Source organism: Massilia sp. Root351, from assembly GCF_001425045.1.
In the GTDB taxonomy this organism is placed as follows: Bacteria; Pseudomonadota; Gammaproteobacteria; order Burkholderiales; family Burkholderiaceae_D; genus Rugamonas.
Map to the genome: position 1 here is coordinate 858,254 of NZ_LMDJ01000001.1, position 26,032 is coordinate 884,285.

The 26,032-nt window shown below is 65.6% G+C and carries 24 protein-coding genes; 11 read left to right on the plus strand and 13 right to left on the minus strand.

What is annotated here, in order from left to right:
• Window positions 1-2 precede the first annotated feature (2 nt).
• From ASD15_RS03880 to ASD15_RS03890, 3 genes are all read right to left on the minus strand, one after another.
• Window positions 3-1,082: an ABC transporter permease gene (locus ASD15_RS03880; RefSeq protein WP_057153394.1), complete on the minus strand. Its 1,080-nt coding sequence runs from the start codon at window positions 1,080-1,082 to the stop codon at window positions 3-5.
• The gene (locus ASD15_RS03885) at window positions 1,079-2,608 is read right to left on the minus strand and encodes an ABC transporter ATP-binding protein (RefSeq protein ID WP_057153395.1); all 1,530 of its coding nucleotides are present in this window, start codon (window positions 2,606-2,608) and stop codon (window positions 1,079-1,081) included. The genes ASD15_RS03880 and ASD15_RS03885 overlap by 4 nt, the downstream gene beginning before the upstream one ends.
• A gap of 86 nt (window positions 2,609-2,694) precedes the next feature.
• Window positions 2,695-3,690, minus strand: a complete 996-nt coding sequence (locus ASD15_RS03890) for a BMP family protein (protein ID WP_057153396.1) — start codon at window positions 3,688-3,690, stop codon at window positions 2,695-2,697.
• A gap of 578 nt (window positions 3,691-4,268) precedes the next feature.
• Here ASD15_RS03890 and ASD15_RS03895 point away from each other — a divergent pair.
• From ASD15_RS03895 to pcp, 4 genes are all read left to right on the plus strand, one after another.
• On the plus strand, window positions 4,269-6,521 hold the full coding sequence (locus tag ASD15_RS03895) for a TonB-dependent receptor (RefSeq protein ID WP_057153704.1): 2,253 nt from the start codon (window positions 4,269-4,271) through the stop codon (window positions 6,519-6,521).
• Between the two features lie 69 nt (window positions 6,522-6,590).
• Window positions 6,591-7,319, plus strand: coding sequence for a DUF969 domain-containing protein (locus ASD15_RS03900; protein ID WP_057153397.1), 729 nt, complete (start codon window positions 6,591-6,593; stop codon window positions 7,317-7,319).
• Entirely contained in the window at window positions 7,316-8,272 is a 957-nt protein-coding gene (locus tag ASD15_RS03905) for a DUF979 domain-containing protein (protein ID WP_057153398.1), read from the plus strand. Before ASD15_RS03900 ends, ASD15_RS03905 begins: the two co-directional genes overlap by 4 nt.
• A 1-nt stretch (window position 8,273) precedes the next feature.
• Window positions 8,274-8,921 (plus strand): pyroglutamyl-peptidase I, encoded by a 648-nt coding sequence (pcp, locus tag ASD15_RS03910; RefSeq protein WP_057153399.1) that lies wholly within the window; start codon window positions 8,274-8,276, stop codon window positions 8,919-8,921.
• Between the two features lie 21 nt (window positions 8,922-8,942).
• Here pcp and ASD15_RS03915 read toward each other — a convergent pair whose 3' ends face one another.
• From ASD15_RS03915 to ASD15_RS03925, 3 genes are read right to left on the minus strand one after another with little or no spacing between them, the layout of a single operon-like run.
• Window positions 8,943-9,842, minus strand: coding sequence for a LysR family transcriptional regulator (locus tag ASD15_RS03915; RefSeq protein ID WP_057153400.1), 900 nt, complete (start codon window positions 9,840-9,842; stop codon window positions 8,943-8,945).
• Between the two features lie 25 nt (window positions 9,843-9,867).
• Entirely contained in the window at window positions 9,868-10,788 is a 921-nt protein-coding gene (locus ASD15_RS03920) for a pseudouridine-5'-phosphate glycosidase (protein ID WP_057153401.1), read from the minus strand.
• An 11-nt stretch (window positions 10,789-10,799) separates the two neighbouring features.
• Complete coding sequence (locus tag ASD15_RS03925; protein WP_057153402.1) at window positions 10,800-11,918, minus strand: carbohydrate kinase; 1,119 nt, start codon at window positions 11,916-11,918, stop codon at window positions 10,800-10,802.
• A 244-nt stretch (window positions 11,919-12,162) separates the two neighbouring features.
• Here ASD15_RS03925 and xapA point away from each other — a divergent pair, with 244 nt between their 5' ends.
• From xapA to ASD15_RS03960, 7 genes are all read left to right on the plus strand, one after another.
• A complete protein-coding gene (gene xapA / locus ASD15_RS03930) occupies window positions 12,163-13,002 on the plus strand; it encodes a xanthosine phosphorylase (RefSeq protein ID WP_057153403.1) in 840 nt (279 codons plus the stop codon).
• A gap of 70 nt (window positions 13,003-13,072) precedes the next feature.
• Window positions 13,073-14,266 carry a phosphopentomutase gene (locus ASD15_RS03935; protein WP_057153404.1) on the plus strand — a complete coding sequence of 398 codons (1,194 nt, stop codon included), beginning with the start codon at window positions 13,073-13,075 and terminating at the stop codon, window positions 14,264-14,266.
• Window positions 14,263-15,219 (plus strand): deoxyribose-phosphate aldolase, encoded by a 957-nt coding sequence (gene deoC / locus ASD15_RS03940; protein ID WP_057153405.1) that lies wholly within the window; start codon window positions 14,263-14,265, stop codon window positions 15,217-15,219. Before ASD15_RS03935 ends, deoC begins: the two co-directional genes overlap by 4 nt.
• 12 nt (window positions 15,220-15,231) lie before the next feature.
• Window positions 15,232-17,616: an aldehyde dehydrogenase family protein gene (locus tag ASD15_RS03945; RefSeq protein WP_373888155.1), complete on the plus strand. Its 2,385-nt coding sequence runs from the start codon at window positions 15,232-15,234 to the stop codon at window positions 17,614-17,616.
• Between the two features lie 86 nt (window positions 17,617-17,702).
• Complete coding sequence (deoA, locus tag ASD15_RS03950) at window positions 17,703-19,025, plus strand: thymidine phosphorylase (RefSeq protein ID WP_057153406.1); 1,323 nt, start codon at window positions 17,703-17,705, stop codon at window positions 19,023-19,025.
• 86 nt (window positions 19,026-19,111) lie between these two features.
• Window positions 19,112-19,516, plus strand: coding sequence for a cytidine deaminase (locus ASD15_RS03955; RefSeq protein ID WP_057153407.1), 405 nt, complete (start codon window positions 19,112-19,114; stop codon window positions 19,514-19,516).
• A 5-nt stretch (window positions 19,517-19,521) separates the two neighbouring features.
• Window positions 19,522-20,742: a nucleoside deaminase gene (locus ASD15_RS03960; protein WP_057153408.1), complete on the plus strand. Its 1,221-nt coding sequence runs from the start codon at window positions 19,522-19,524 to the stop codon at window positions 20,740-20,742.
• Here the strand turns inward: ASD15_RS03960 and ASD15_RS03965 are convergent.
• The 7 genes from ASD15_RS03965 to ASD15_RS03995 form a co-directional block, all read right to left on the minus strand.
• The gene (locus tag ASD15_RS03965; RefSeq protein ID WP_157200798.1) at window positions 20,729-22,312 is read right to left on the minus strand and encodes a PQQ-binding-like beta-propeller repeat protein; all 1,584 of its coding nucleotides are present in this window, start codon (window positions 22,310-22,312) and stop codon (window positions 20,729-20,731) included. The two genes, ASD15_RS03960 and ASD15_RS03965, sit on opposite strands and share 14 nt — an antisense overlap.
• Before the next feature lie 102 nt (window positions 22,313-22,414).
• The gene (locus ASD15_RS03970; RefSeq protein ID WP_057153410.1) at window positions 22,415-22,810 is read right to left on the minus strand and encodes an SgcJ/EcaC family oxidoreductase; all 396 of its coding nucleotides are present in this window, start codon (window positions 22,808-22,810) and stop codon (window positions 22,415-22,417) included.
• Complete coding sequence (locus ASD15_RS03975) at window positions 22,810-23,238, minus strand: VOC family protein (RefSeq protein ID WP_057153411.1); 429 nt, start codon at window positions 23,236-23,238, stop codon at window positions 22,810-22,812. Before ASD15_RS03975 ends, ASD15_RS03970 begins: the two co-directional genes overlap by 1 nt.
• Before the next feature lie 100 nt (window positions 23,239-23,338).
• A complete protein-coding gene (locus ASD15_RS03980; RefSeq protein WP_057153412.1) occupies window positions 23,339-24,100 on the minus strand; it encodes a LytTR family DNA-binding domain-containing protein in 762 nt (253 codons plus the stop codon).
• Window positions 24,100-25,026, minus strand: coding sequence for a sensor histidine kinase (locus tag ASD15_RS03985; protein WP_057153708.1), 927 nt, complete (start codon window positions 25,024-25,026; stop codon window positions 24,100-24,102). The genes ASD15_RS03980 and ASD15_RS03985 overlap by 1 nt, the downstream gene beginning before the upstream one ends.
• A 15-nt stretch (window positions 25,027-25,041) precedes the next feature.
• Window positions 25,042-25,305, minus strand: coding sequence for a hypothetical protein (locus ASD15_RS03990; protein ID WP_057153413.1), 264 nt, complete (start codon window positions 25,303-25,305; stop codon window positions 25,042-25,044).
• A 133-nt stretch (window positions 25,306-25,438) separates the two neighbouring features.
• Window positions 25,439-25,987, minus strand: coding sequence for a GNAT family N-acetyltransferase (locus tag ASD15_RS03995; protein WP_229418050.1), 549 nt, complete (start codon window positions 25,985-25,987; stop codon window positions 25,439-25,441).
• Between the last annotated feature and the right edge of the window lie 45 nt (window positions 25,988-26,032).

The window sequence follows — 26,032 nt, forward strand, 5'->3', positions numbered from 1 at the left end:
CATTACCCCTTGGCCTTGATCAGCTTGGCGATGGCCGGTGCGTAGAAGTTCTCCATGGCGCCGCAGAACAGGATGATCAGGCCCTGGATGAAGATAAACGTTTCGGTCGGGATGTTCGGCTTTTCCAGCGACAGGTCGAAGCCGCCCTGGATCAGCGCGCCGAACAGCACGGCCGACAGGAAGATGCCGACCGGGTGCTGGCGGCCCATCAGCGCAATGGCGATGCCGACAAAGCCCGCGCCGCCGACGAAGTTGAGCGACAGGTAGTGGGTCGAGCCCATGATGGAGTTGACCGAGCCGAGGCCGGCCAGCGCGCCCGAGATCAGCATGACCACGATGATCATCTTGCTGATGCGGATGCCCGCGTAGTGCGCGGCGTGCTTGTTCAAGCCGGTGGCGCGCAGCTTGTAGCCCCAGGCCGAGCGCGACACCACCACGCCGTACACGGCCAGCGCGAAGATGGCCAGCAGGAAGCTCACGTTGAGCGGCGTGTCGCCCAGGATGGGGAACCAGCTGTTCAGGCGCGGCATTTCGGCGGCGGCCGAGAACACGCGGCTGGCGGTGTTCTGCTCGCCCGGCGGGATCAGGTATTTGACGATGAAGAAATTCATCAGCGAGGCCGCGATGAAGTTGAACATGATGGTGGTGACCACAATGTGGCTGCCGCGCTTGGCCTGCAGGTAGCCCGGCAGGAAGCCCCACAGCGCGCCGAAGACGGCCGCGCCCAGAATGCCGCACGGGATCAGCAGCCACCACGGCAGCGTGGCGTCGAAGGCCAGCATGGCCAGCGTCAGGCCCAGGCCGCCGATATACATCTGGCCTTCCGAGCCGATGTTGAACAGGCCCGCCTGCATGGCAATCGACACCGACAGGCCGGTGAAGATGAAGGTGGAGGCGTAGAACAGCGTGTAGCTCAGGCCCTCCGGATTGACGATGGCGCTGTTGATCAGGATGCGCATGGAGTCGACCGGGTCTTCACCGAGCAGGTGGATCACCAGGGCCGCCACCAGCAGCGCCGAGAGCAGGTTCAGTACGGGCAGGACAAAGGCTGTCGCCCAGCGTGGCATATCGTTAGTGTTCATGATTTGTGCATCCCGCCCATCAGCAAGCCGATGCGGGTGGTGTCGAATTCGTCGATTTTCAGTTCGCCGGTGATGCTGCCGCCGCACATGACCAGGATGCGGTCGGCCAGCGCGCGCACCTCCTCCAGCTCCACGGACACGAGCAGGATGGCCACGCCCGCGTCGCGCAGCGCGAGCAGCTGGGTGTGGATGGACTCGATGGTGCCGATGTCCACGCCGCGCGTGGGCTGGCCCACCAGCATCAGCTTGGGCTTGGCCAGCACCTCGCGCGCGATCACCACCTTCTGCTGGTTGCCGCCCGAGAGCAGGCCGATGCGCAGGTCCGGGTTGGCCGGGCGCACGTCGAACGCCTTCAGCAGGCCGGCGCAGCGCTCGGCCACGCCCTTGAAGTCGATCAGGCCCCAGGCGTTCTTCACGCGGTCCTGGTAGCCGAAGAAGGTGTTGTGCATGACCGAGAAGTTCTTGATCACGCCGTCGCGCAGGCGGTCTTCCGGCACGTGGCCGATGCCCAGGTGGCGGAATTCCAGCGGCAGGCCGTCGGCGTCGCCGCGCCCGGCGTAGGGCAGGGCCTTGCCTTCGAAGTCCACCTGGCCGGCGCTCGGCAGGCCCATGCCCGACAGGATTTCCATCAGCTCGCTCTGGCCGTTGCCCGACACGCCGGCAATGGCGACGATCTCGCCCGCGCGCAGCGTGAAGTTCAGCTTGTTCAGCAGCGTCACGCCCTGGTCGTCGGTCAGCTGCAGGTCGCGCACTTCCAGCACCGGCGCGCCGGGGTTGTAGGCGCCGCGCGGCAGGTTGTTCTCGATCGGGCGGCCCACCATCATGTTGGCCAGGTCCTCTTTCGAGGTCTGCGCGGTGTCCACCGCACCGACCACGCGGCCGCCGCGCATCACCGTCACGGTGTCGGTGATGTCGAGGATTTCCTGCAGCTTGTGGGTGATCAGGATGATGGTCTTGCCCTGTTCCTTGAACAGGCGCAGGATCTCGAACAGCGACGCGGTTTCCTGCGCGGTCAGCACGGCGGTCGGCTCGTCCAGGATCAGGATGTTGGCGCTGCGGTAGATCTGCTTGAGGATCTCGACGCGCTGCTGCGCGCCCACCGACAGGTCGTGGATGGTGGCCAGCGGATCGACGTCCAGCCGGTAGCGCGCGCAGATCTCGCGCAGCTGCGCTTCCACGGCGGCGCGCTTGCCGGCCAGCTTGAAGCCGCCCTCGGCGCCCAGCATCACGTTGTCGAGCACGGTCATGTTCTCGACCAGCATGAAGTGCTGGTGCACCATGCCGATGCCCAGGCGGATCGCCTCGTGGCTGCTGTGGATGTTGCGGGCCTGGCCGTCCAGCAGGATGCTGCCGCTGTCGGCGCGGTAGTATCCGTACAGGATGCTCATCAGGGTCGATTTGCCGGCGCCATTCTCGCCCACCAGGCCATGGATGGCGCCCTTGGCGATGCTGAAGCTGACGTCCGTGTTCGCCTTGACCGCCCCGAAGTGCTTGGAGATGCCGCGAAATTCTACTGCTGGGTGCATAGGATCACTGGATGATGGTTGCTATGACTAAAAAACGCGCCGGACGGGATCACCCGCCGGCGCGTTCTCTTTATTGAATCACGTGATTAGACCGGGCAGCTGTTGCCAGTGCGGTAGTCGATCACTTTGATCTTGCCGTCGATGATGTCTTTGCGGACGCCCAGGACTTTCTTTTCGATCTCCGGGGTGATCAGCTTGCGGTTATGCTCGTCCAGCGCCCAGTCCACGCCGCCTTCCTTCAAGCCCTTGGCCTGCACGCCGGCCTTCCAGGTGCCGTCCTTCATCTGCGTGAAGGAATCGTAGACGGCGTTGTCGATGCGCTTGACCATGGAGGTCAGCACGCTGCCCGGATACAGGCTGTTCTGGTTGGAATCGACGCCGATCGACAGCTTGCCTTTTTCCTTGGCGGTCTGCAGCGTGCCCATGCCCGAGCCGCCGGCCACGGCGAACACCACGTCCACGCCGCGCTCGAACTGCGAGCGCGCCAGTTCGCCGCCCTTGGCCGGGTCGTTCCATGCGGCCGAGGTGGTGCCCACCATGTTCTGGAACACTTCCGATTTCTTGTCGGCCGCCTTCGCGCCTTGCGCATAGCCGCAGGCGAAGGTGCGGATCAGCGGAATGTCGATGCCGCCGATGAAGCCCAGCTTCTTGGTCTTCGACGCCATGGCGCCGGCTACGCCCACCAGGTAGGAGCCTTCTTCTTCCTTGAAGGTGATCGAGTTCACATTGGCGCCTTGCGCCACGCCGTCGATCAGCACGAAGCGCACTTTCGGGAATTCCTTGGCCACCTTCTGCACCGCCTGGGTCTGGGCGAAGCCGATCGAGGCGATCAGGTCCATGTTCTTGCGCGCCAGGCCGCGCAGCACCTGCTCGGCCTGCGTGTCGCTGCTGGCCTGCACTTCGATGAAGTTGATGCCGGTGTCTTTCTTGAAGCGCGAGGCGCCTTCGAAAGCGGACTGGTTGAACGACTTGTCGAACTTACCGCCCGCGTCGTAGACGACGGCCAGTTTCGGGGCAGCGGCGGAGGCGCCGGCGGCCACGCACATGGCGGCTATCGTCATACTGAGTTGTTTGATTTTCATGAGTAGGCTCCTGGAAGTTCGATATTGTATATTTTTTGCGGCTGAAACATGTAATTTGGGCTCATTTTAGAGGCCCGCGTCTTGAATGGCCTGATTCCCGGCGGCGGTCCGGCCTGCTTCATTGTTACTATGGCATGCCATCAAAAACGTGAAACTTGGTCATATTGTGTCCGGGTCATGTCGTGCTGATGCAACATTGTCGAAACACCGAAATTTATTTTGCCTTGTTGCTTTTTCATGCTGTTGTCGATTGGTATTGCCAAATCGGCACCGCGCCCCATTCCCTCCACCGCACTCTGCCGCACTATGGCAGGAGCGCACTATATAAATGGCCTGCATCGCGGTTGGATAGTCGCTTACTATGCATGAGCCTGTATATGTATGGCAAATACGTTTTTTATTGCTTATTTATATGTCAAACATATAAATAGAAACTAATGTGTCGTAATTTCCAGTCAAAACTTTTCATGCTAGGATTCGCGCTTGTAACGTTTTTTCTTTGTTTTTTGTAAAGCTTGAACGAATGTTTTACGCCCATTTCGCACCCCGGTGCAATCCCAGCAAGGAGTTGGTTCATGATGACAAAAAGTAAGTACGCGTCCCGTACGCTGATCGCCCTGGCAATCGCCGCTGCCTTCCCGCTGCAAGGCGCGATGGCCCAGGAGGCCGCTCAAGCCGAAGCCAAGCCGCAAGCCGGCCAGCTCGAGACGGTGATCGTGACGGCAGCGCGCCGCTCGGAAAACATCAAGGATGTGCCGATGGCCATCTCCACCATGAAAGGCGAAAAGCTGGACGTGCTGACCGCCGGCGGCGACGACATCCGCTTCATGTCCGGCCGCACGCCGTCGCTGAACGTGGAATCGGACTTCGGCCGTTCCTTCCCGCGCTTCTACATCCGCGGCCTGGGCAACACCGACTTCGACCTGAACGCATCCCAGCCAGTGGGCCTGGTGTACGACGGCGTGGTGCAGGAGTCGCCGATGCTGAAAGGCTTCCCGGTCTTCGACGTGGAACAGATCGAAGTGCTGCGCGGCCCGCAAGGCACACTGTTCGGCCGCAACTCGCCAGCCGGCGTGATCAAGTTCGATTCGGTCAAGCCGTCGAACAAACAGGAAGGCTATGTGTCGGCCGGCTTCGGCAAGGACGGCGTGTTCAACGCCGAAGGCGCGTTCAACCTGCCGGTCAACGAAATGATCAACGCCCGCGTGTCGCTGCAGTCGCAGTCGCGCGACGACCGCGTGCACAATCCGCGCATCACCGGTACCCAGGACTTCGAAGGCTACAAGGACAACGCGGCCCGCGTGCAGGTGGCGTTCAAGCCTAACAAGGACTTCAGCGCGCTGTTCAACGTGCACCATCGCGACATGGACGGCAGCGCCACCCTGTTCCGCGCCGGCATCATCAAGAAGGGCACCAACGACATCGTCGACGGCTTCGACTACGGCAGCTATCCGACCGACGGCTTCAACACCCAGAAGCTGAAGGTCACCGGCTCCAGCCTGACCCTGCGCTACGACCTGCCGGCGATGACGCTGCACTCCATCACGGGCTACGAGAAGGCCAAGTTCTATAGCCGCGCCGATGTGGACGGCGGCTACGGTTCCGGCGCCACCTCCGGTCCGGCGCCGGCCTTCATCCCGTTCACTTCCGAAACCGCCGACGGGCTGCCGGACCACAAACAGATCTCGCAAGAGTTCCGCGTCGAGTCCAACACCAAGGACCGCCTGCAGTGGATCGCCGGCGTGTACTACTTCAAGGAAGACATCGTCGTCGACAGCTTCAACTTCGACACCCTGGGCGGCGGCGTGGTCAATGGCTATGCGCAGCAGACCCAGAACTCGCGTTCGTGGGCCGCCTTCGGCTCGGTGAACTACGCGCTGAGCGATGTATGGAAAGTGCGCGCCGGTATCCGCTACACCGACGACAAGAAGGACTTCGTGGCAGCCCGCACCCTGACGCCGTTCGGCGGCAAGAACGTCGGTCCGCTGTTTGCGCATCCGCAAGACACCAATGTCAGCTGGGACCTGAGCACCAACTACGAAATCGACAAGAACACCAACGTCTACGGCCGCATCGCGACCGGCTACCGCGCACCGTCGATCCAGGGCCGCGTGCTGTTCGGTGACACCATCTCGGTGGGCGACTCGGAAAAGAACCTGTCGGTGGAGGCCGGCATCAAGCAGGACTTCCTGAACAAGCGCGCGCGCCTGTCGGCATCGGTCTTCAAGTACCGCGTGAAAGACCTGCAGCTGACCGCAGGTTCGGGCGCAGTCAACCAGAATCGCCTGGTCAACGCGGACAAGGCTGAAGGCCAGGGCTTCGAGCTCGACCTGCAAGCGATCATCTCGGACGAATGGCGCGCCACCATCGGCGGCAGCTACAACGACACCGAGATCAAGGATGCAGGCCTGTTCGTGTCCCCATGCGGCAACGGCTGCACCGTGACCAACCCGACCCAGACCGTGGGCGGCAGCCGCGTCGCGCTGATCAACGGCAATCCGCTGCCGCGCGCGCCCAAGTGGGTAGGCAACTTCACGCTGCGCTACAGCACGCCTGTGGGCAACGGCGAGTTCTACGCCTACACCGACTGGGCCTACCGCGACAAATACAACATGTTCCTGTATGAAGCGAAGGAATACAAAGCCAAGTCCATGCTGGAAGGCGGCCTGCGCGCCGGCTACAAGTGGGCCGATGGCAAGTATGAAGTGGCCGCCTACGGCCGCAACATCACCGGCCGCGAGCAAGTCATCGCCGCGATCGACTTCAACAACCTGACCGGCATCGTCAACGAGCCGCGCACCTATGGTGTGCAGTTCAAAGCGAACTTCTGATAAGTTGCTTTATTAGCGAAGCCCGCGCATCGTAAGATGTGCGGGCTTTTTTACTTTCAGGGGAGACGCATGCAGACAGCGGTGAGTTTATGGCCCTTGCTGGGCGTAGGGGTGATCGTGGCGGGCTTCCTGCTGCGCGCGCACCCGGTACTGGTGGTGGTGGCGGCGTGCTTCACCACCGGGTTCGCGGCCATGATGCCGGTGGAGGCCTTGCTGGCGTCGCTGGGCAGGGCTTTCGTCAAGACGCGCAACCTGCCGCTGATCTATTTGCTGCCGCTGGCCGCCATCGGCCTGCTGGAGCGCTACGGCTTGCGCGAGCATGCGCAGGCGGCCATCGCGCGCGTGAAGTCGGCCACGGCGGGGCGTATCCTGATCGTCTACCTGACGGTGCGCGAACTGTCCGCCGCCGGCGGGCTGACCAGCCTGGGCGGGCATCCCAACATGGTGCGCCCGCTGGTGGCGCCGATGGCCGAAGCGGCGGCCGAGCTGCGCCACCCGGGCCTGAGCGAGCGTCTGCGCCAGCGCGTGCGCGCCATGGCCGCCGCCACCGACAACGTCGGCCTGTTCTTTGGCGAGGACATCTTCGTGGCCTTTGGCGCCATTGTGCTGATGCAGACCATCCTGCACGGCGAAGGCATCGACGTGAACCCGCTGCACATGGCAATGTGGGGCATTCCCACCGCCGTCACCGCCTACGTGATCCACGCCTGGCGCTTGCGCCGCCTGGACCGCGAGATCGAGCGCGAGCTGGCCGCCGCAGCTGCCAGGGCGGCAGCGGCCCCGGGAGCGCAGCCATGATCTTCAAGCTCGACTATTTCTACCTGCTGCTGGGCGCTGTATTGGGCCTGATCGCGCTGCTCACGCTGGCGGACCGCAGCAATCCCCGCCGCTACAGCACCGCGCTGTTCTGGGCGCTGTATGCCATCATCTACCTGGCCGGCGCAGCGCTGCCGGACGCCACGGCCGGCGCCATCATGATCGCCATGGCCCTGCTGGCCGGATTCGGCGGCGTGCGCATGGGGGCGCCGAAGAACCTGCCCGAAGCGGAGCGCCGCAGCAGCGCCCAGCGCCTCGGCAACAAGCTGTTCGTGCCCGCGCTCGTGATCCCGGCCGTCACCATGGCCTGCGCCACGCTGCTCAAGGACGTGCAGCTGGGCGGCCTGTTCCTGTTCGACCAGAAGCACATCACTTTGGCCGCGCTGGGCTGCGCCTCTGTCATCGCCGTGGCGGTGGCCTGCGTGATGCTGCGCGCCTCGCCGCTGCAAGCGGCGCGCGAGCAGCGCCGCCTGGTGGACGCCATGGGCTGGGCCATCGTGCTGCCGCACATGCTGGCCGTGCTGGGCCTGCTGTTCACCGAGGCGGGCGTGGGCAAGGCCGTGGCGCATGTCAGCACGTCCTACATCAATATGGACTGGAAGCTGGTGGCAGTGGCCGTGTATTGCGGCGGCATGGCACTGTTTACCATCGTCATGGGCAACGGCTTCGCGGCTTTCCCGGTGATGGCGGGCGGCGTCGGCGTGCCGGTGCTGGTCAACGTGTATGGCGCCAATCCGGCGGTCATGGCCGCCATCGGCATGTTCAGCGGCTATTGCGGCACCCTGATGACGCCGATGGCGGCCAACTTCAACATCGTGCCGGCCGCGCTGCTCGACCTGCACGACAAGCACGCCGTCATCAAGGCCCAGATTCCCACCGCGCTGCCGCTGCTGGGCGCGAATATGCTGCTGTTGTACTTCCTGATGGATTTTTAAGATGAGAACCGTACTGCTGACCGGCTTCGAGCCGTTTAACCAAGAGACCATCAACCCCGCCTGGGAAACCGTGCGCGCGCTGGACGGCTGGAGCGAGGACGGCTTCCGGGTCGTGGCGCGCCAGCTGCCCTGCGTGTTCGGCGCGGCCAACCAGGCGATGGCGCAGGCGCTGGCCGAACTTGAGCCCGCGGTGGTGATTGCGGTGGGGCAGGCCGGCGGGCGCTGCGACCTGTCGGTCGAGCGCATCGCCATCAACATCGACGATGCGCCCATCATGGACAACCGCCAGCAGCAGCTGGTGGACCAGGCCATCGTGGCGGACGGCCCGGCGGCCTATTTCGCCACGCTGCCGATCAAGGCCATCGTGCAGGCCCTGCGCGCCGCCGGTCTGCCGGCTTCGGTGTCGCAGACCGCCGGCACCTTCGTCTGCAACCATGTGTTCTATGGCCTGATGCACGCCGCCGCCTCGCGCACGGACGCCATGAGGGGCGGGTTCATCCACATTCCCTACCTGCCGCAGCAGGCGGCCGCCCATCCGGGTGCGGCCAGCATGTCGCTGGCGGACATGGTCGAGGGACTGCGCATCGCGGTGCGCACCACGCTTGCCACCGGGGCCGACCTGCGCATGCAGGGCGGGGCGACGCAGTAACCGCGTGCCGCCCGGGGAGCGTCAGGTGGCCGGTTTCAGTATGTTGAGGAAGGCGCGCACCACCGGCGCGTCATCCAGCGTGGTGTAAGTGATGTAGAGGTTGGCCGACGGCGGATTGGTGCGGATCGGCACGAACACCACGCCGGGCCAGCCGATGCGGCTGGTGGTCTCCGGCAGCAGCGCCACGCCCAACCCCGCGCCCACCATGGCCAGCAGGGTTTGCGGCTCGGAGGCCTCCTGGAAGATGGTGGGCTGGAAGCCGGCCTTGACGCAGCACTGGATCAGGTAGCGCGGGAAGGCGGACTTGTCGAGCGCCAGCGTCAGCATCGGTTCGCTGGCGATGTCGGTCAGCTCGATCGCGTCCTGCTTGGCCAGCGGGTGGTGCTCGTTGAGCGCCACGCACACGTTCTCCCGGAAGCACAGTTCCTGGCGCAGGTTGTCGTTCTTCAGGTCGTCATCGTTGAGCCGGGGTTCGCGCCAGAAGCCCACGTCGATCTGCTTGGCGCGCAGCGCCTCGTACTGCACCGTGGGGCCGAACTCGTGGATGGTCCAGGTCACGCGCGGATATTTGCTCTGGAATTCCTCCAGCAGCGAGGGAATCGGCCCCCACATCGCCGAACCGACGATGCCCACCCGCAGCCGGCCCACTTCGCCCCGGTCGATCTGGCGGATGGTGTCGATGGTCATGCGCATCTTGGCCAGCAGGTCGGACGCCTCGGACATCAGGGCTTTGCCCGCCACCGTCAGCTCGAAGGTGCGCGTGGTGCGCGCGAACAGGCGCACGCCCAACTCGCTTTCCAGCTTCATGATCTGCTGGCTCAGGGGCGGCTGCGATATGTGCAGGCGTTCGGCGGCGCGGCTGAAACTCTTTTCTTCTGCGACGGCGAGAAAGTACTTTAGCTGTTTCAGGTCGATGGACATGGCATGTCTCCAGGCGTCGCCGCGTTCAAGCGACAGGATGCTCCAGCAGGGCGCGGGCCAGTTCGGCGCCTACCCGCGCGTTGTTCTTGACCAGCGCGATATTGGTGGCCAGGCTGCGGCCCTCGGTCAGCTGCTTGATGCGCGCCAGCAGGAAGGGCGTGACCTTCTTGCCGGTGACGCCGCCGGCTGCCGCCTCGCCCAGCGCCTGCGCGGTGATGGCGTCGATTTCCGCCTTCGGCATGGCGTCGGCCTGCGGCACCGGCGCGCTCACCACCACGCCGCCCTTCAGGCCCAGCTTCCACTTGGTGTTGATGAAGGAGGCCTGTTCGGCCGGCGTGTCGAGCTGGAATTCGGCATTGAAGCCGCTCTCGCGCGTGAAGAAGGCCGGGAAGCCGGCCTGGCCCACGCTCACCACCGGCACGCCGTGCGTTTCGAGGTATTCCAGGGTCAAGCCGATGTCGAGGATGGACTTCACGCCCGCACACACCACGGCCACCGAGGTTTGCGCCAGTTCCTGCAGGTCGGCCGAGATGTCGAAGCTGGTTTCCGCGCCGCGGTGCACGCCGCCGATGCCGCCGGTGACGAACACATGGATGCCGGCCAATTCGGCGCAGATCATGGTGGCGGCCACGGTGGTGGCGCCCAGTTTGCCCTGCGAGAGCACGTACGGAAGGTCGCGCCGGCTCACCTTCATGGCATCCGGCGAATTGCCCAGCAATTCCAGCTGCTCGGGCGACAGGCCGATGCAGATCTTGCCGCCGATGATGGCGATGGTGGCCGGCACGGCGCCCGCGTCGCGGATGATCTGCTCGACTTCCCGGGCCGTCTGCACGTTCTGCGGGTAGGGCATGCCGTGCGAAATAATGGTCGATTCCAGCGCCACGACAGGTTTGCCCGCAGCGCGCGCGTTGGCCACTTCGGCCGAGTAGGAGAGGAATTGGTGCATGGTGGGGTTCCTTAAGGGGCCTGGTGTTGGAATTCGCTGATCTCGTCGAGGATGTCGGCGGCCAGCAGCGGGGAGACGGTATCGGGGCTTTCCAGCGTCATGGCGGCCACTTTCAGGCCGCGCCGGCAGGCCAGCGTGAGGTCGCTGCTGCCCTGGTAGATGGACCAGCACACGCCGGCGGCGAAGGCGTCGCCGGCGCCGGTCACATCGACCACGTCCACTTGCGGCGCGGGCAGCCAGTTCAGGCCACCGCCGGCGCCTGCGGTGTGGAACACGCCCGCGCCGCCGCAAGTGATGATGATGTCGCGCGCGCCTTGCTCCTGCACTTCGCGGCAGGCCGCCGCCAGCGCGGCTTCGTCGGGCAGGGCGCGGCCGACCCGGGTTTCCAGTTCGCCGCGGTTGAGCACCAGCAGGCGCAGGCCGTGCAGCTCGCGCGGCAGGCGCGCCATCTTGGGCTGCGATACCGCCACGATGATCAGCGCCACCGCGTCGCGGCGCGCGTCCTGCAGCAGCGTGGCCACGCTGTCCAGCGGCAGGTTCAGGTCGGCCACCACCATAGCCGCGCCGGCGCGCTGCGGCGCGCGGCTGGCCAGGAACTCCGGCGTCATCTGGTCGTACAGGGCCATGTCGGCCAAGGCCAGCACCATCTCGCCGCGCTCGTCCAGCACCGCCGTGTAGGTGCCGCTGTAGGTGTCGTTCAGGCGCAGGCTGCCGCGCGTGTCGATGCCGGCGCTTTCGGCGCGCGACTGCAGCGAGTTGCCGGCCGCGTCGTCGCCCACTGCCGTCAGCAGCGCGGACGGCAGGCCGAGGCGGGCCAGGTTTTCTGCGATGTTGCGCGCCACGCCGCCGTGCACTTCCTCGGCGTAGGCCGGATTGGAGGTGCCCATCTGCAGCGCGGACAGCGTGCGCAGCTTGCGGTCCAGGTTGGCAGCGCCTATACAGAGAACGGGACGCTTGTCCGGTAGCACGTAGGCACGGCCGAGCAGGCGGCGTTCGCGTATCAGGCTGGCGACATGGCCAGCCACGGCGGAGCGCGACAGGCGCAGCTCGACCGCGAGGTCTTGCTGCGAGACGAAGGGGTTGGCGCGGATCAGCTGGTACAGCTGTTCCTTTTTGGAGGTGTCCGTCACGGGCGGTAGCCTTGTAAACATTTGTCCTTAATCGTAAACATTTGTTTGCACAGTGTCAATCGGGCGCAAAACCGGGTGCCTTCCCTAATTTATATGAATTTGCTATAAATGAACAAGAAAAATGGTATTTGCCATACATATAGCCGCTCAGGCATAGTGTCGCCTGTATATTCATACGTCACATATCCGCCACACGCAGCAGCTCAATCTCATAGTTAAAAACATCTTAAAAACGAGGATAACCATGTCTAACAATTCTCCATTCCAGGCCGCCGCCATTGTCCGTTCGCGCATGCCTGCGAGCTTCCAGCCGCGCCTGGCGATGATCCTCGGCTCCGGCCTGGGCGTGCTGGCGGAACAGATGACGGACGCGGTGACCATCGGCTTCGACGAGCTGCCGGGCTTTCCCATCTCCACCGTGCACGGCCACGCCGGCGCCATGGTGCTGGGCACGCTGAACGGCGTGCAGGTGGTGATGCTGAAGGGGCGCGGCCACTTCTACGAAGGCTACGGCCTGGGCGTGATGACGTCCGCCGTGCGCACCCTGAAACTGCTGGGCGTGGACTTCCTGTTCGTCACCAACGCGGCCGGCTCGCTGCGTCCCGAAGTGGACGCCGGCTCGCTGGTGGCGCTGACCGACCATATCAATTTCCTGCCGGGCACGCCGATGATCGGCCCGAACGACGAACGCTTCGGCCCGCGCTTCTTCAGCATGGCCAACGCCTACGACGCCGACCTGCGCAGCCTGCTGAAGAGCACTGCCGCCGAGCAGTCCATCACGCTGCACGACGGCGTCTACATCGCCTACGCCGGCCCCAACTTCGAAACGCCGGCTGAAATCCGCGCCTTCAAGACGCTGGGCGCGGACGTGGTGGGCATGTCGGTGGTGCCGGAAGTGGTGCCTGCGCGGCATTGCGGCCTGAAGGTGGTGGGCGTGTCCGTTGTCACCAACCTGGCCGAAGGCCTGTCGCCGTTCCCGCTGTCGCACGAGCAGACCCTGAAGTACGCCGCCATCGGCGCCGAAAGCCTGATCAAACTGATCCTGGGCTTCGTGGAAAACGTGGCAAAAACGCCTAAGGCGTAATGTAAAAAGGGGCGGCTGGACCGCCCCTGTGCTTTATTCGGCATAAACTGACCTTTTGAGCGAGCCTATCATGTCACGCGCATTCATCCTCCTACTGGATTCCTTCGGCCTGGGTGCAACCCCGGACGCCGACAAATACGGCGACAGCGCCACCAACACCTTCGGCCATATCGCCGCCTGGGCCGCCAGGGAAGGCAAGCCGATGTCGCTGCCGAACATGGAAAAGCTGGGCCTGGCCGCGGCCGCCCACGCAGCCTGCGGCCAGTGGGCCGACGGTTTTGCCCTGCGCGACGGTTTCACCGCCGCCTACGGCGCGGCGCGCGAACAGTCCACCGGCAAGGACACGCAGAGCGGCCACTGGGAAATCGCCGGCGTGCCGGTGCTGTTCGACTGGGGCTACTTCCCCAAGACCGTGCCGTCCTTCCCCCAAGAGCTGACCGACAAGCTGCAGGAACTGACCGGCGTGCCCGGCTTCCTGGGCAACTGCCACGCGTCCGGCACCACCATCATCAACGAGCTGGGCGACGAACACGTCGCCAGCGGCAAGCCTATTCTCTATACCTCGGCCGATTCGGTGCTGCAGATCGCCTGCCACGAAGAGCACTTCGGCCTGGAACGCCTGTACGACATGTGCGAGAAGGCGTATGAGCTGGTCAAGCCGTACAACATCGGCCGCATCATCGCGCGCCCGTTTACGGGCGCCAACGGCAACTACAAGCGCACCTCGAACCGCCACGACTACGCCATTCCGCCGCACGCGCCGACGCTGCTGGACCACGTGCACGACGAAGGCGGCGAAGTGATCGCCCTGGGCAAGATCAGCGACATCTACGCCGCCAAGGGCGTGAGCCGCGTGGTCAAGGGCGTGGACAACATGGCCTTGTTCGATGCGCTGCTGAAGGTGCAGGACGAGGCGGGCGAGAAGTCGCTCACCTTCGTGAACTTCGTCGACTTCGACCAGGCCTTCGGCCACCGCCGCGACGTGGCCGGCTACGCCAACGCGCTGCACGAAATGGACGCCCGCCTGCCCGAGTTCTTCTCCAGGATGAAGGACGGCGACCTGTGCGTGATCACGGCCGACCATGGCTGCGATCCGACCTCGCCGGGCTCGGACCACACCCGCGAACACATCCCGATGATCTTCTTCGGTCCAGGCGTGCAAGGCCGCCCGCTTGGCATCTCGGAGACCTTCTCCGACATCGGCCAGACGCTGGCGCACCACCTGGGCGTGAAACCACTTTCCAACGGAACCAACCTCCTATGACCATCCCGCACGACTTCAAGCGCACCGAGGCCATGGCCCTCGACCTGAGCTGGCTGAACCATATCCACGTGAACAAGGCAGCGGCCGACCGCCGCGCCGCCTCGCTGGCAAACCGCCGCTCGGTGAAGAAAGAGTACCAGGCCGCCTGGCTGGTGAAGGCCATCGGCCTGATCGACCTGACCACGCTGTCGGGCGACGACACCCCGGGCCGTGTCGAGCGCCTGTGCATGAAGGCCATGCGTCCGCTGCGTTCGGATTTGGTGGAAGCGCTGGGCATCTCGAATGTGACCACCGGCGCGGTGTGCGTGTACCACGAGATGATCAAGCCGGCGGTGCAGGTGCTGCAGGGCCGCCTGCCGATCGCCGCCGTGTCGACCGGCTTCCCGGCCGGCCTGACCAGCATGGAAACCAAGGTGCGCGAGATTGAACTGAGCGTGGCCGCAGGCGCCACCGAGATCGACATCGTGATCACCCGCCAGCACGTCCTGACCGGCAACTGGCAGGCGCTGTACGACGAAATGCTGGCTTACCGCAAAGCCTGCGGCGAAGCGCACGTGAAGGCCATCCTGGCCACCGGCGACCTGGTGACGCTGGAAAACGTGGCCAAGGCATCGTGGGTGTGCATGATGGCCGGCGCGGACTTCATCAAGACCTCCACCGGCAAGGAAGGCGTGAACGCCACCATTCCGGTGTCGCTGGTGATGGTGCGCGCGATCCGCGAGTTCTACGAACAGACCGGCTTCAAGATCGGCTACAAGCCCGCCGGCGGCGTGGGCACGGCCAAGGGTGCCCTGCAGTACATGACCGTGATGAAAGAGGAACTGGGCAACGAGTGGCTGGAGCCGCACCTGTTCCGCATCGGCGCATCGAGCCTGCTGACCGACATCGAGCGCCAGCTCGAGCACTACGTCACCGGCAACTACTCCGCTGCCCACCGTCACGCGCAACCTTAAGAAGACACCGATATGCCAACTATCAACGAGATCCTCAACACCATGGAATACGGCCCGGCACCAGAAAGCCAGAAAGAAGCGCAAGCGTGGCTGGACCAGAAGGGCCGCCAGTTTGGCCTGTTCATCGACAACGCCTGGAGCGACGCCGGTGAACTGTTCGCATCGACCAACCCGGCCGACGGCAAAGAGCTGGCCAGGCTGACGCAGGCCACCGGCGACGACGTCGACCGTGCCGTGGCAGCCGCGCGCCGCGCGCAGCCGGCCTGGCAAGGCCTGGGCGGCCATGGCCGCGCCAGGATCCTGTATTCGGTCGCGCGCCTGATGCAAAAGCATTCGCGCCTGTTCGCCGTGCTGGAAACGCTGGACAACGGCAAGACCATCCGCGAAACCCGCGACGCCGACCTGCCGCTGGTGGCGCGCCACTTCTACTACCACGCAGGCTGGGCCCAGCTGCAGGACGAAGAATTCGCCAACCACCGTCCGGTGGGCGTGGTCGGCCAGATCGTCCCCTGGAATTTCCCGCTGCTGATGCTGGCGTGGAAAATCGCCCCGGCGCTGGCCGCCGGCAACACCGTGGTCTTCAAGCCGGCTGAATTCACCTCGCTGACCGCGATGCTGTTTGCCGACATCTGCGTGCAGGCAGGCGTGCCTGCCGGCGTGGTCAACATCGTCACCGGCGACGGCCGCGTGGGCGAAGCCATCGTCAACCATGCAGGCATCGACAAGCTGGCCTTCACCGGCTCCACCGAAGTGGGCCGCCTGATCCGCCAGGCCACCGCAGGCAGCGGCAAGAAGCTGTCGCTGGAACTGGGCGGCAAGTCGCCCTTCATCGTCTTCGAAGACGCCGACCTGGACGCCGCGGTCGAAGGCCTGGTCGACTCCATCTGGTTCAACCAGGGCCAGGTCTGCTGCGCCGGTTCGCGCCTGTTGGTGCAGGAATCGGTGGAAGCGCGCTTCCTGGACAAGCTGCGCGCGCGCATGGACAACCTGCGCCTTGGCTCGCCGCTCGACAAGTCGATGGATATCGGCGCCCTGGTCGATCCGGTGCAGCAGCAGCGCATCGCCGGCCTGGTCGAATCGGCGCGCAGCGAAGGCTGCACCGTGTACCAGCCTGCCGGCTGCGCAATCCCGGCCGACGGCTCGTGGTTCCCGCCGACGCTGATCACCGGCGCGTCGACCTCCGCCGCCGTGGCGCAGGCTGAAATCTTCGGCCCTGTGCTGGTGGCGATGAGCTTCCGCACCCCGCCTGAAGCGGTACAGCTGGCCAACAACACCGTGTACGGCCTGGCCTCCTGCGTGTGGACCGAGAACATCTCGCTGGCGCTGGACGTGGCGCCGCAGATCAAGGCCGGCGTGGTGTGGATCAACACCGCCAACCAGTTCGACGCCGCTTGCGGCTTCGGCGGCTACCGCGAATCCGGCTACGGCCGTGAAGGCGGCCGCGAAGGCATGTACGAATACCTGGTGCCGGTGTCGGAAGACGCGCGCCCTGCGGCGCCGCTGCTGGCCGCGCCGGCGAAAGCCAAGGCAGCACCGCTTGCCGCCGACGCATTCGCCATCGACCGCACCGCCAAGCTGTACATCGGCGGCAAGCAGGCCCGTCCGGACGGCGCCTACAGCCGCGCCATCCACGGCGCGGACGGCAAGTTCATCGGCGAAGTGGGCGAAGGCAACCGCAAGGACATCCGCAACGCCGTGGAAGCGGCGCACAAGGCCACCGGCTGGACCAAGGCCACCGCGCACAACCGCGCGCAGGTGCTGTTCTACATCGCCGAGAACCTGGCCGCGCGCGGCGAGGAATTCGCCGCCCGCATCGGCGCCATGACCGGCGCCAGGAATCCAGAGAAGGAAGTGCAAGCGGCCATCGAGCGCCTGTTCTACTGGGCGGCGTGGGCGGACAAGTACGACGGCCTGGCGCACCAGCCGCCGATGCACGGCATCACCGTGGCGCTGAACGAAGCGGTCGGCGTGATCGGCATCGTGGCGCCGAACGAGTCGCCGCTGCTGGGCTTCATTTCGCTGGTGGCGCCGGCCATCGCCGTGGGCAACCGCGTGGTGGTGGTGCCGTCCGAAGCGCATCCGCTGTCGGCCACCGACCTGTACCAGGTGTTCGACACTTCCGACCTGCCGGCCGGCGTGGTCAACATCGTCACCGGCTCGGCCGACGAACTGGCGCGCACGCTGGCCTCGCACGCCGACATCGACGCCGTGTGGCGCCATGACGGGTCGGCCGAAGGCTGCGCCGAAGTGGAGCGCCTGTCGGCGGCGTCGCTGAAGCGCACTTGGACCGGCGGCGCCAAAGGCCGCGACTGGTACAGCACCGCGCAGGCGGGCGGCCGCGCCGTGCTGGCGCACGCGTCGCAGGTGAAAAACATCTGGATTCCCTACGGCGTCTAAGCCGCCAGTGAATCGTGGGGCCGCCGCGCCATCGCAACAGCGATGGCGCTTGCGGCCCCAACTACCTTACAAAGAAGGAAAAGACCATGTTCCTCACTCAAGAGATCATCCGTAAAAAACGCGACAAGGGCGTGCTGAGCGCCGAAGAGATCCAGTTCTTCGTGCGCGGCATTACCGACGGCAGCGTCAGCGAAGGGCAGATCGCCGCGCTGGCCATGGCCGTGTTCTTCAACGACATGAACATGGACGAACGCGTGGCCTTCACCTTGGCCATGCGCGATTCCGGCCAGGTGCTGGAATGGCAATCGCTGAACCTGCCGGGACCGGTGATGGACAAGCATTCCACCGGCGGCGTGGGCGACGTGGTCTCGCTGATGCTGGGACCGATGATCGCCGCCTGCGGCGGTTTCGTGCCGATGATTTCCGGCCGCGGCCTGGGCCACACCGGCGGCACGCTGGACAAGTTCGACTCCATCCCCGGCTACTCCACCGTGCCGGACAACGACAAGTTTCGCCAGGTGGTGTGCGAAGCGGGCGTGGCCATCATCGGCCAGACCGCCTCGCTGGCGCCGTCCGACAAGCGCTTCTACTCGATCCGCGACGTCACCGCGACGGTGGAATCGGTGGCCATGATCACCGGCTCCATCCTGTCGAAGAAGCTGTCGGCCGGCCTGGACGTGCTGGCCATGGACGTCAAAGTGGGCTCGGGCGCCTTCATGCCGAGCTATGAAAAATCGGTGGAGCTGGCCGAGAGCATCGTCACCGTCGGCAACGGTGCCGGCACCCTGACTTCGGCGCTGCTGACCGACATGAACGAATCGCTGTCGCCGTGGGCCGGCAACGCGCTGGAAGTGCGCGGCGCGATTGACTACCTGAGCGGAAAGTGCCGTCCGGCGCGCCTGCACGAAGTGACCATGGCGCTGTGCGCAGAGATGCTGGTACTGGGCAAGCTGGCCGCCACCGAAACCGAAGCGCGCGCCAAGCTGCAGCACGCACTCGATTCCGGCGAAGCCGCCGAGCGTTTTGCGCGCATGGTGACCGCGCTGGGCGGTCCGTCCGACCTGATGTCGAACCTGGACAAGCACCTGGAGAAAGCGCCGGTGGTGGTGGACGTGCCGGCGCTGTCGTCCGGATTCGCCTCGAAGACCGTGTGCCGCGACATCGGCCTGGCCGTGGTGGCCCTGGGCGGCGGCCGCCGCCTGCCGACCGACAAGATCGACTTCGCCGTCGGCCTGACCGACCTGGTCGAGCTGGGCCAGCCGGTGCAAGCCGGCCAGCCGCTGGCCAGGGTGCACGCCCGCACCGCAGCGGCGGCGCAAGCCGCGGTGGCGCAGATCCAGGCCGCCTACACCATCACCGACGCCGCGCCCGCCGCCAACCCCGTCATCTACCGCACCATCCGCCCGTAACAAGCGGGCTGAGCCGCATTCGCGCCGAATCGGGGTCTGACCCCGAAGTGGTGAAAATGCGGCTCAGGTCGCTTCTGGAGAGAAATATGAACAACGAACAATTGATCGCCGAGGCCGCGCTGGCGCGCTTGAAGGCGTATACGCCGTACTCGAACTTCAAGGTTGGCGCGGCGCTGCTGACCAATGACGGCAAGGTGTTCCACGGCTGTAACGTGGAGAACGCATCCTACGGCCTGTGCAACTGCGCCGAGCGCACCGCTTTCTTCAGCGCCGTCGCGCACGGCTACCGGCCGGGCGACTTCGACAAGCTGGCCGTCATCGGCGAGACCGACGGCCCGATCGCGCCGTGCGGCGCGTGCCGGCAGGTGACCCTGGAACTGGGCGGCAACGAACTGCCGGTGGTGCTGGCCAACCTGAAGGGCGACGTCTTCGAGACCACCGCGGCGGCCCAGCTGCCGAACGCCTTCGGCGGCGCGGACCTGAAGAAGTAAGCATCTTGAAGAAGGTTATCGACGTTCAGGCCGCGGTCGCCGTTGCGGCGGCCGAGGCCATCGTGGCGAAAACGCAGGGCACTTTCGGTGTCGGCGGCGCCATGCTGGATCAGACCGGCAAGGTGCTCAAGTCGCTGCACAACAACGTCATCCGCCAGGGCATGGTGTACGACCCGACGGCGCACGGCGAGCGCCAGCTGATCGACTGGTATTACGCCGAGCGCGCCAAGGGCGTGCCGCTGCCCGAGCCGAAGGACATCACCATCGTCACCTCGCTCGACCCGTGCTGCATGTGCACCGGCGCCATCCTGGCCGGCGGCTTCAACGTGCTGGTGGCGGCCACCGACGCCAACGCCGGCATCAACTACGACAGCACCGCGCACTTCGACGCGCTGCCCGAGGGCCTGCGCGCGCAAGCGCAGGCCACCTTCGGCTATCCGGCCGTGCTGGGCGACTCGCAGTACGCGCGGCCGGCGCACGGCATGGCGCCCAAGTCCTTTTTCATCGGCAAGACCATCGCCGAGCCGACCCAGGCGCTGTGCTCGCTGGTGTTCGAAGCCACGGCCAAGGGCGCCATGGCGCTGTTCAACGTCGATCCGGCGCGCGCGCAGCTGAAGGACCCGGCCACGCTGTCGCCCAAGCACGCCATCGTGTGCGCGCTGAAGAAGGTGTTTCCGGAAGCGCTGTCGGTGCGCTGCGAAGCGCAGCGGCCGGACGCCCGGCTTGCGCCGGCCATGCGCAAGGCCATCGCGCGCGACAGGGTGATGGGCGGGAAGGGCGATGCGGTGGCTTTGCTGGATTCCTTCGGCAACCTGCTGCTGTGCATGCCGGGCCGGCGCAACCAGTCCGGCATCCGCACCGCGTTCATGGAATGCACCCGCGCCTACGCGCAGCTGCGCTACAAGCTGCTGGACGGTGCCGCCCCGGCGCAGCGCGAGGAAATCCGCCAGTACCTGGGCCATCCCAAGGACGGTACGTTTGTCTTTGCGAACGGGCCGGACGACGGCGCGCTCAGTTTCATGGAACTGGGCGCCTACGGGTCGACCATGGAGGGGGAACTGCCGGAGTCGAATCCGGCGCAGTTCCAGTACGTGCGTCCGGCCTTGCCGCAGCAGGCCCTTGAGCTGATCTGCCGTTCGATGCCGCCGCTGTACCGCCACCTGATCCGCATCCGCCCGGTGCAGGTGGCGGACGCGGACCTGGTGGCCGCGCTTAGCGCAGGTTGATCGCCACCACGCCGTTGACCGGGTGGGTGATGTAGAGGATGCCGTTTTCCGAGATGGCGATGCTGCCGCCCGCCGGGTACTCCCACACCACTTTGTGCGTCGCCAGGTCCACCGCCACGACCCGCGATTGCGAGGCGGCGAAGGCCAGGTTGTCGGTGGCCAGCACCTCGGTGTAAGGCTCGTCCTGGACCGCGCCAAGCGCCAGGCTGGTCCACAGCGGATCGCCGTTGGCGCTGTTGCGGGCCTCCAGCTTGCCGCCATTGACCGCGTACAGCGTGCTGCCCACCAGCGCCGGATAGCTGGTGAAGCTGGCTTGCACCTGCCAGTTCAGCTTGCCCGTTGCGGCGCTGAATGCGGCCAGCGCGCCGCCCCTGCTGTCGGACTCGGTCACGAACACCTGGGTGCCGTTCAGCACCGGCGCCATGGTGGCGGGGGCGCCGGAGTAGGGCAGCAGGCTGGGCGAGGCGTAGGCCAGCTTGCCGGTGGCCGCTTCGATGCCCAGCATGATGCCCTGGGTGAAGTTATAGATCAGCGTGCCGTCGGTGGAGACGGCCCAGCCGCCGCGCGTGGACTCGGTGAACTGCCACAGCGGCGTGGTGCTGGCGGAATCGAACTTGCTCAGCGCGCCGGCCGGCCCGTACTGCCCGTACACGGTGGTGCCCGACACCAGCGGCGGCGCATAGTCGGTGGTCTGCACGACGGTGCTGGGCAGGTGCGACATTTGCTGGCCGGTGCCCAGGTTGTAGGTACGGTAGGTGTTGCCGGTGGCGCCGGAGCTGAACAGGTGCAAGCGGTTGTCGCCCAGCACGGGCAGGCTGGTTTGCGCGCGCTTGCCCATGTCGGTGCGCCAGCGGTCCAGGCCGGTCAATTCTTCGACTGCCTGCAGGGTCCAGTCCGGCTCGGCGCCGTTGCCAGCCGGCATGCTGGAGACCAGGTAGACTTTTTTGTCGGCCACGACGACCGGCTTGAAGCGGCGCAGCTTGGCGCTGTCGGGGTCGACCGTCCAGCGGAAGCTGAAGGCCGACGGCGTGAACGTGGCCGGGATGTAGCTGGTGCGCGCGGCGTCGTACTGCGCTTGGTTCCAGGCGTGCAGGCCGGCCACCGGCGCCAGCGCGCTCAGGTTGCCCACCTTCTTGACCGTCAGCGTGACCGGCAGCAGCCAGGGGGAACCGGCCAGCGGCGTGCGGCAGGTGCTGGCCGCATCGGTGCACAGCTTCACTTCGATGGTGCTGTTGTAGGTGCCGGCCGCCAGCGTGGCGTTGGTCGTGATGCGCGCTTCGTACTCCTGCGCCGACACGGTGCTCAGGCTGGTGTTGCTGAACAGGTCGGCCTTGGCCGCCACGGCGGCGTTGACGCCGGCCGGGATCGCCGAACTGGCCTTGATGCTGACGGTGAAGGTGGTGCCGGTGCCGGCGTTCTGCGTGACGAGGGCCGGCGAGGGCGACAGCGTCAGCACCACGTTTTCAACCGGCGCCGGCGGCGTCACGGTGCCGGGGTTGGTAGCGCCGCCGCCGCCCCCGCCGCCGCCGCCGCACGCGGCCAGTGCCAGCAGCGCGGTAGTCGCTAGCATGTTGGAATAGGTCAAGCGCATGTCTTCCCTCTGGTGTTTCCCAAAAGCACAAGTATAGCGCAGCCCGGGTGGCGCGGCGTCAAGCGCGCATCAAAAGCCGCGTCAATTCTGCACAGGAACCAACAGATTCGCGTCGCGCGCCAACTGCCAGGCGCCGCCGCTGTTTTTGCGGAAGACGGACAGGGTGTGGCCGGCGCGCCGCACGGTGCGGCCGCCGTCGGCCAGCGGCACCACCCGCACCTCCAGCGTGGTGCGGCACCAGGCCAGGTCGCCGCACACCTCCACTTCGTCCACGGTGCTGTCCGATTCAATGCGGTGCGCGGCCAGCAGGGCGCGCAGGCCGGCGGCGAAGCCGTCGCGCCCGTGCATCGGCGGCTGGCCGGCCACCAGGAACACCACGTCCGGCGTCATCATGGCCAGCACTTTTTCCACCTGGCCCAGGCGCGTCGCCTCCACCCAGGCGGCGACCAGTTGCCGGATGGCCGATTCGTCATTCATCAATGGGCCCAGGGATCGTAAGTGCCCACGCTCCACAGCTGGCCCTCGGGGTCGCGGCAGGTGAAGCCGCGTCCGCCGTATTCCTCGTCCTTGAGCGGCATGATGATGGGGGCGCCGGCAGCGACCGCGCGCTGGTGCACCAGGTCGGCATCGTTCACCACCAGGTAGCAGCACTGGGTGACCTTCATATTGGTGTCGGACGGTTGCGCCATCAGCTCGCCGAATTCGGTGTTGAAGATGGAGCTGAGCATCACCATGCCGTTGCCGTAGGTGAGCTGGGCGTGCGCAATGGTGCCGTCGTCGTTGGGCACCACCAGCGCCCGCTCGAACCCCAGGGTGTGGCACAGCCAGTTGATGGCGGCCGGCGCGTCGCGGTAGCGCAGGCACGGGGTAACGGTGGCGCGTGTGTTCTTCGGTATGCTGGACATGTGCTCCCCCTGTAGTGTGAGTGTAGTCCAATCAATATAGACCAGCGCGCGGGGGGCAGCAAATAGTTGCAGTGCGCGAGTCGCGCGCTGCCTACATTGCCTACATTTGCTGGAACAGGTGCGTGTTGCCCCGGCTAACCTCGAGTTCTTCCGCGGAGTTGCGCACCCGCACCATCTGGCGCCCGCGCAGGTCGCGCTTGACTTCGGCGATCGCATCCACGCGCACCAGGGTGGAGCGGTGGATGCGCCAGAATTCTTTCGGGTCCAGCTCGTCTTCCAGCTCCTTCAGGGTCTTGCGGATCAGCACTTCGCCTTCCATGGTCTGGACCCGCGTGTACTTTTCGTCGGCGCGGAAAAACAGCACTTCGCGCGTGCTGATCATGCGCAGGCTGCTGCCCACCTGGGCCTGGATCCACTTCAGGAATTCCTGCGGTTTCTTGCGCTGCGCGGTGTGCGCCAGCAGCTGGGTCAGCTGGCGTTCAATGTTGTCGGGCGTCTTGCCCAGGCGCGCCTGCAGCCGCTCGCAGGTGGTCTTCAGGCGCTCGCCGCCGGCCGGCTTCAGCAGGTAGTCCAGCGCGCCCTGCTCGAACGCCTCGATGGCGTACTGGTCGTAGGCGGTGACGAACACGATGTGGCAGCGGTTGAACAGCATGCGCGCCGCTTCGATGCCCGACAGGCCGGGCATGCGGATGTCGAGGAACACGATGTCCGGCTGGTGCAGGCCGGTCAGCGCGATGGCTTCCACGCCGTTGGCGGCCTCGGCCACAATTTCCAGCTGCGGCCACGCTTCGTGCAGGCGCGCGCGCAGCAGCTGGCGCATCGGTTCTTCGTCGTCGGCGATGATGGCGGTCGGTGTCTTCATTACAGCTTGCTGCCAGCAAAAATATCGGGGGCGAAGGGCATGCGGATGATGGCGCGCGCGCCGCCGTCCAGCGGCGCTTCAATGATGAGCTGGGCGCGGCTGCCGTACAGCAGGCGCAGCCGCTCGCGGATATTGGTCAGGCCCAGGCCGTCGCCGGCGTGCACGTCGAAGCCCACGCCGTCGTCCTGCACTTCCAGCTGCAGCACGTTGCCGGCGGCGGTGCTGCTGGCGCTGGCGCGGATGTCGATGCGCCCGCCTTCCACCTTGGGCTCCAGGCCGTGCTTGATGGAATTTTCGATCAGGGTTTGCAGCATCATGGGCGGGAAGGACGCGCTCAGCAGGTCCGGCGCCACGTCGATCGACACCGCCAGGCGCTCGCGCATGCGGGCCTGCATGATGGCCAGGTAGGCGCGCGACATCTCGATCTGGCGGCCCAGCGTGCCGTTGCCCTTGGCGCGCATCTGCGGCAGCGTGGCGCGCAGGTAGTCGATCAGGTGGGCGTGGATTTTCGCCGCCTGCGGCGGATCGGTCTCGATCAGCTGGCCGATCAGGGCCAGCGTGTTGAACAGGAAATGCGGCTCGACCTGCGCCTGCAGCGCGGCCATCTGCGCTTCGACCAGGCGGCGTTCCAGCGTTTCGGTGCCGGCGTGCTGCTCGGCCTCGCGCGCCTGTCCCTCGGCGCGGCGCTTGCCGCCCGCCAGTACTTTCAGGCCGACTGAAAAGACGATGAACACCGAGACCGCTTCGCCGAGATTGAAGGGCGCGGCCACGATCAGCGCCACCAGGGCGATCACGGCCAGCTTGCGCCATTCGACCTGGGCCAGCCAGTCGAAGAAGTTCCACCACAGGGTGCGGGCGGTGTCGCCCACCTCGCCGATAAACGCGACCAGGCTGCGGGTGCCTTTTTTGGTGCGGCTGAATGCCATTTCCATATTCCTTGCTTAGTGTTCTTGGTTGTCGTGGATGTGCTTGCTGGCGTTGTGGCCGGCAATCAGCGCGATGGCGATCTTCAGCAGCAGGAAGACGGCGAACAGCGTGAGCGCCAGCGGCAGGATGGTCAGCAGCAGCGCCATCATGATGCAGCTGGCCAGCAGGGCCGGCCAGGACATGCGCGACAGGGCGCGGGTGAAGGCGCGGCCGATCTGCTGGGCTGCCTGGCCCACTTCGCGGAATACGCCGCCGACCGTGCGGTTGATGGTTTTCATAGGGACCTCCGTGGTTGATATGGTCTCAATGTATCAATCGGCGCGGCGCCCGGCAGCCGGTTTCCGACGAATTGGCATTTCTGCGGGATAAGCGGTGTCCAGGGGGCGGCGAACTGCGCCGCCACGCCGGCCATTATTTACCCTGGGCAGCTTCCCAGTCCGCGCGCAGCAGGCCGAAAAAGTCGGTGTCGCAGATCTCGCCGTCGACGATCCAGCGCTGGCGCAGATGTCCTTCGTGCACGAAATGCAAGCGCTTGAGCAGGGTGGCCGAAGCCGTGTTGCGCGGGTCGACGTCGGCCTCGATGCGGTGCAGGTCGAAGGCCTGGAAGCCGTGGCTGAGGGTGGCCGCGATGGCTTCCCGCATATAGCCCTTGCCCCAGTGCGCGCGCGACAGGATGTAGCCCATTTCGCAGCGGCGGTTCTGCCGGTTGAACTGGTGCAGGCGGCAGGCGCCGATCAGCGCGTCCGCGCCGCGCACCGTGATGCCCAGGGTGAAGATGGACCCGTCCTCGAAGCCGGCGCGCGTCATGGCCACGTGGGCCTGCGCCTGGGCCAGCTGGTCCCATGGCGGGCAGCTCCAGTAACGCATGGTTTCCGGATCGGAATAGATGTTGTACAGCGACACTGCGTCATTTTCTTCAATCGGACGCAACAGCAACCGCTCGGTATGGAGATTTATCATGCTAAAATTATACACACTGTTGCTTAAATGAAAAATTGTTAAAGT

Coding starts and splice junctions, on each gene's coding strand:
- ASD15_RS03955 (WP_057153407.1), top strand. CDS start 19,112: ATGAACAACGAACAATTGATCGCCGAGGCCGCGCTGGCGCGCTTGAAG.
- ASD15_RS03995 (WP_229418050.1), bottom strand. CDS start 25,987: ATGATAAATCTCCATACCGAGCGGTTGCTGTTGCGTCCGATTGAAGAA.
- ASD15_RS03895 (WP_057153704.1), top strand. CDS start 4,269: ATGACAAAAAGTAAGTACGCGTCCCGTACGCTGATCGCCCTGGCAATC.
- ASD15_RS03980 (WP_057153412.1), bottom strand. CDS start 24,100: ATGAAGACACCGACCGCCATCATCGCCGACGACGAAGAACCGATGCGC.
- ASD15_RS03900 (WP_057153397.1), top strand. CDS start 6,591: ATGCAGACAGCGGTGAGTTTATGGCCCTTGCTGGGCGTAGGGGTGATC.
- ASD15_RS03965 (WP_157200798.1), bottom strand. CDS start 22,312: ATGCTAGCGACTACCGCGCTGCTGGCACTGGCCGCGTGCGGCGGCGGC.
- ASD15_RS03990 (WP_057153413.1), bottom strand. CDS start 25,305: ATGAAAACCATCAACCGCACGGTCGGCGGCGTATTCCGCGAAGTGGGC.
- ASD15_RS03880 (WP_057153394.1), bottom strand. CDS start 1,082: ATGAACACTAACGATATGCCACGCTGGGCGACAGCCTTTGTCCTGCCC.
- ASD15_RS03970 (WP_057153410.1), bottom strand. CDS start 22,810: ATGAATGACGAATCGGCCATCCGGCAACTGGTCGCCGCCTGGGTGGAG.
- ASD15_RS03905 (WP_057153398.1), top strand. CDS start 7,316: ATGATCTTCAAGCTCGACTATTTCTACCTGCTGCTGGGCGCTGTATTG.
- ASD15_RS03885 (WP_057153395.1), bottom strand. CDS start 2,608: ATGCACCCAGCAGTAGAATTTCGCGGCATCTCCAAGCACTTCGGGGCG.
- ASD15_RS03890 (WP_057153396.1), bottom strand. CDS start 3,690: ATGAAAATCAAACAACTCAGTATGACGATAGCCGCCATGTGCGTGGCC.
- ASD15_RS03920 (WP_057153401.1), bottom strand. CDS start 10,788: ATGCACCAATTCCTCTCCTACTCGGCCGAAGTGGCCAACGCGCGCGCT.
- ASD15_RS03935 (WP_057153404.1), top strand. CDS start 13,073: ATGTCACGCGCATTCATCCTCCTACTGGATTCCTTCGGCCTGGGTGCA.
- ASD15_RS03975 (WP_057153411.1), bottom strand. CDS start 23,238: ATGTCCAGCATACCGAAGAACACACGCGCCACCGTTACCCCGTGCCTG.
- deoC (WP_057153405.1), top strand. CDS start 14,263: ATGACCATCCCGCACGACTTCAAGCGCACCGAGGCCATGGCCCTCGAC.
- deoA (WP_057153406.1), top strand. CDS start 17,703: ATGTTCCTCACTCAAGAGATCATCCGTAAAAAACGCGACAAGGGCGTG.
- pcp (WP_057153399.1), top strand. CDS start 8,274: ATGAGAACCGTACTGCTGACCGGCTTCGAGCCGTTTAACCAAGAGACC.
- ASD15_RS03915 (WP_057153400.1), bottom strand. CDS start 9,842: ATGTCCATCGACCTGAAACAGCTAAAGTACTTTCTCGCCGTCGCAGAA.
- ASD15_RS03985 (WP_057153708.1), bottom strand. CDS start 25,026: ATGGCATTCAGCCGCACCAAAAAAGGCACCCGCAGCCTGGTCGCGTTT.
- xapA (WP_057153403.1), top strand. CDS start 12,163: ATGTCTAACAATTCTCCATTCCAGGCCGCCGCCATTGTCCGTTCGCGC.
- ASD15_RS03945 (WP_373888155.1), top strand. CDS start 15,232: ATGCCAACTATCAACGAGATCCTCAACACCATGGAATACGGCCCGGCA.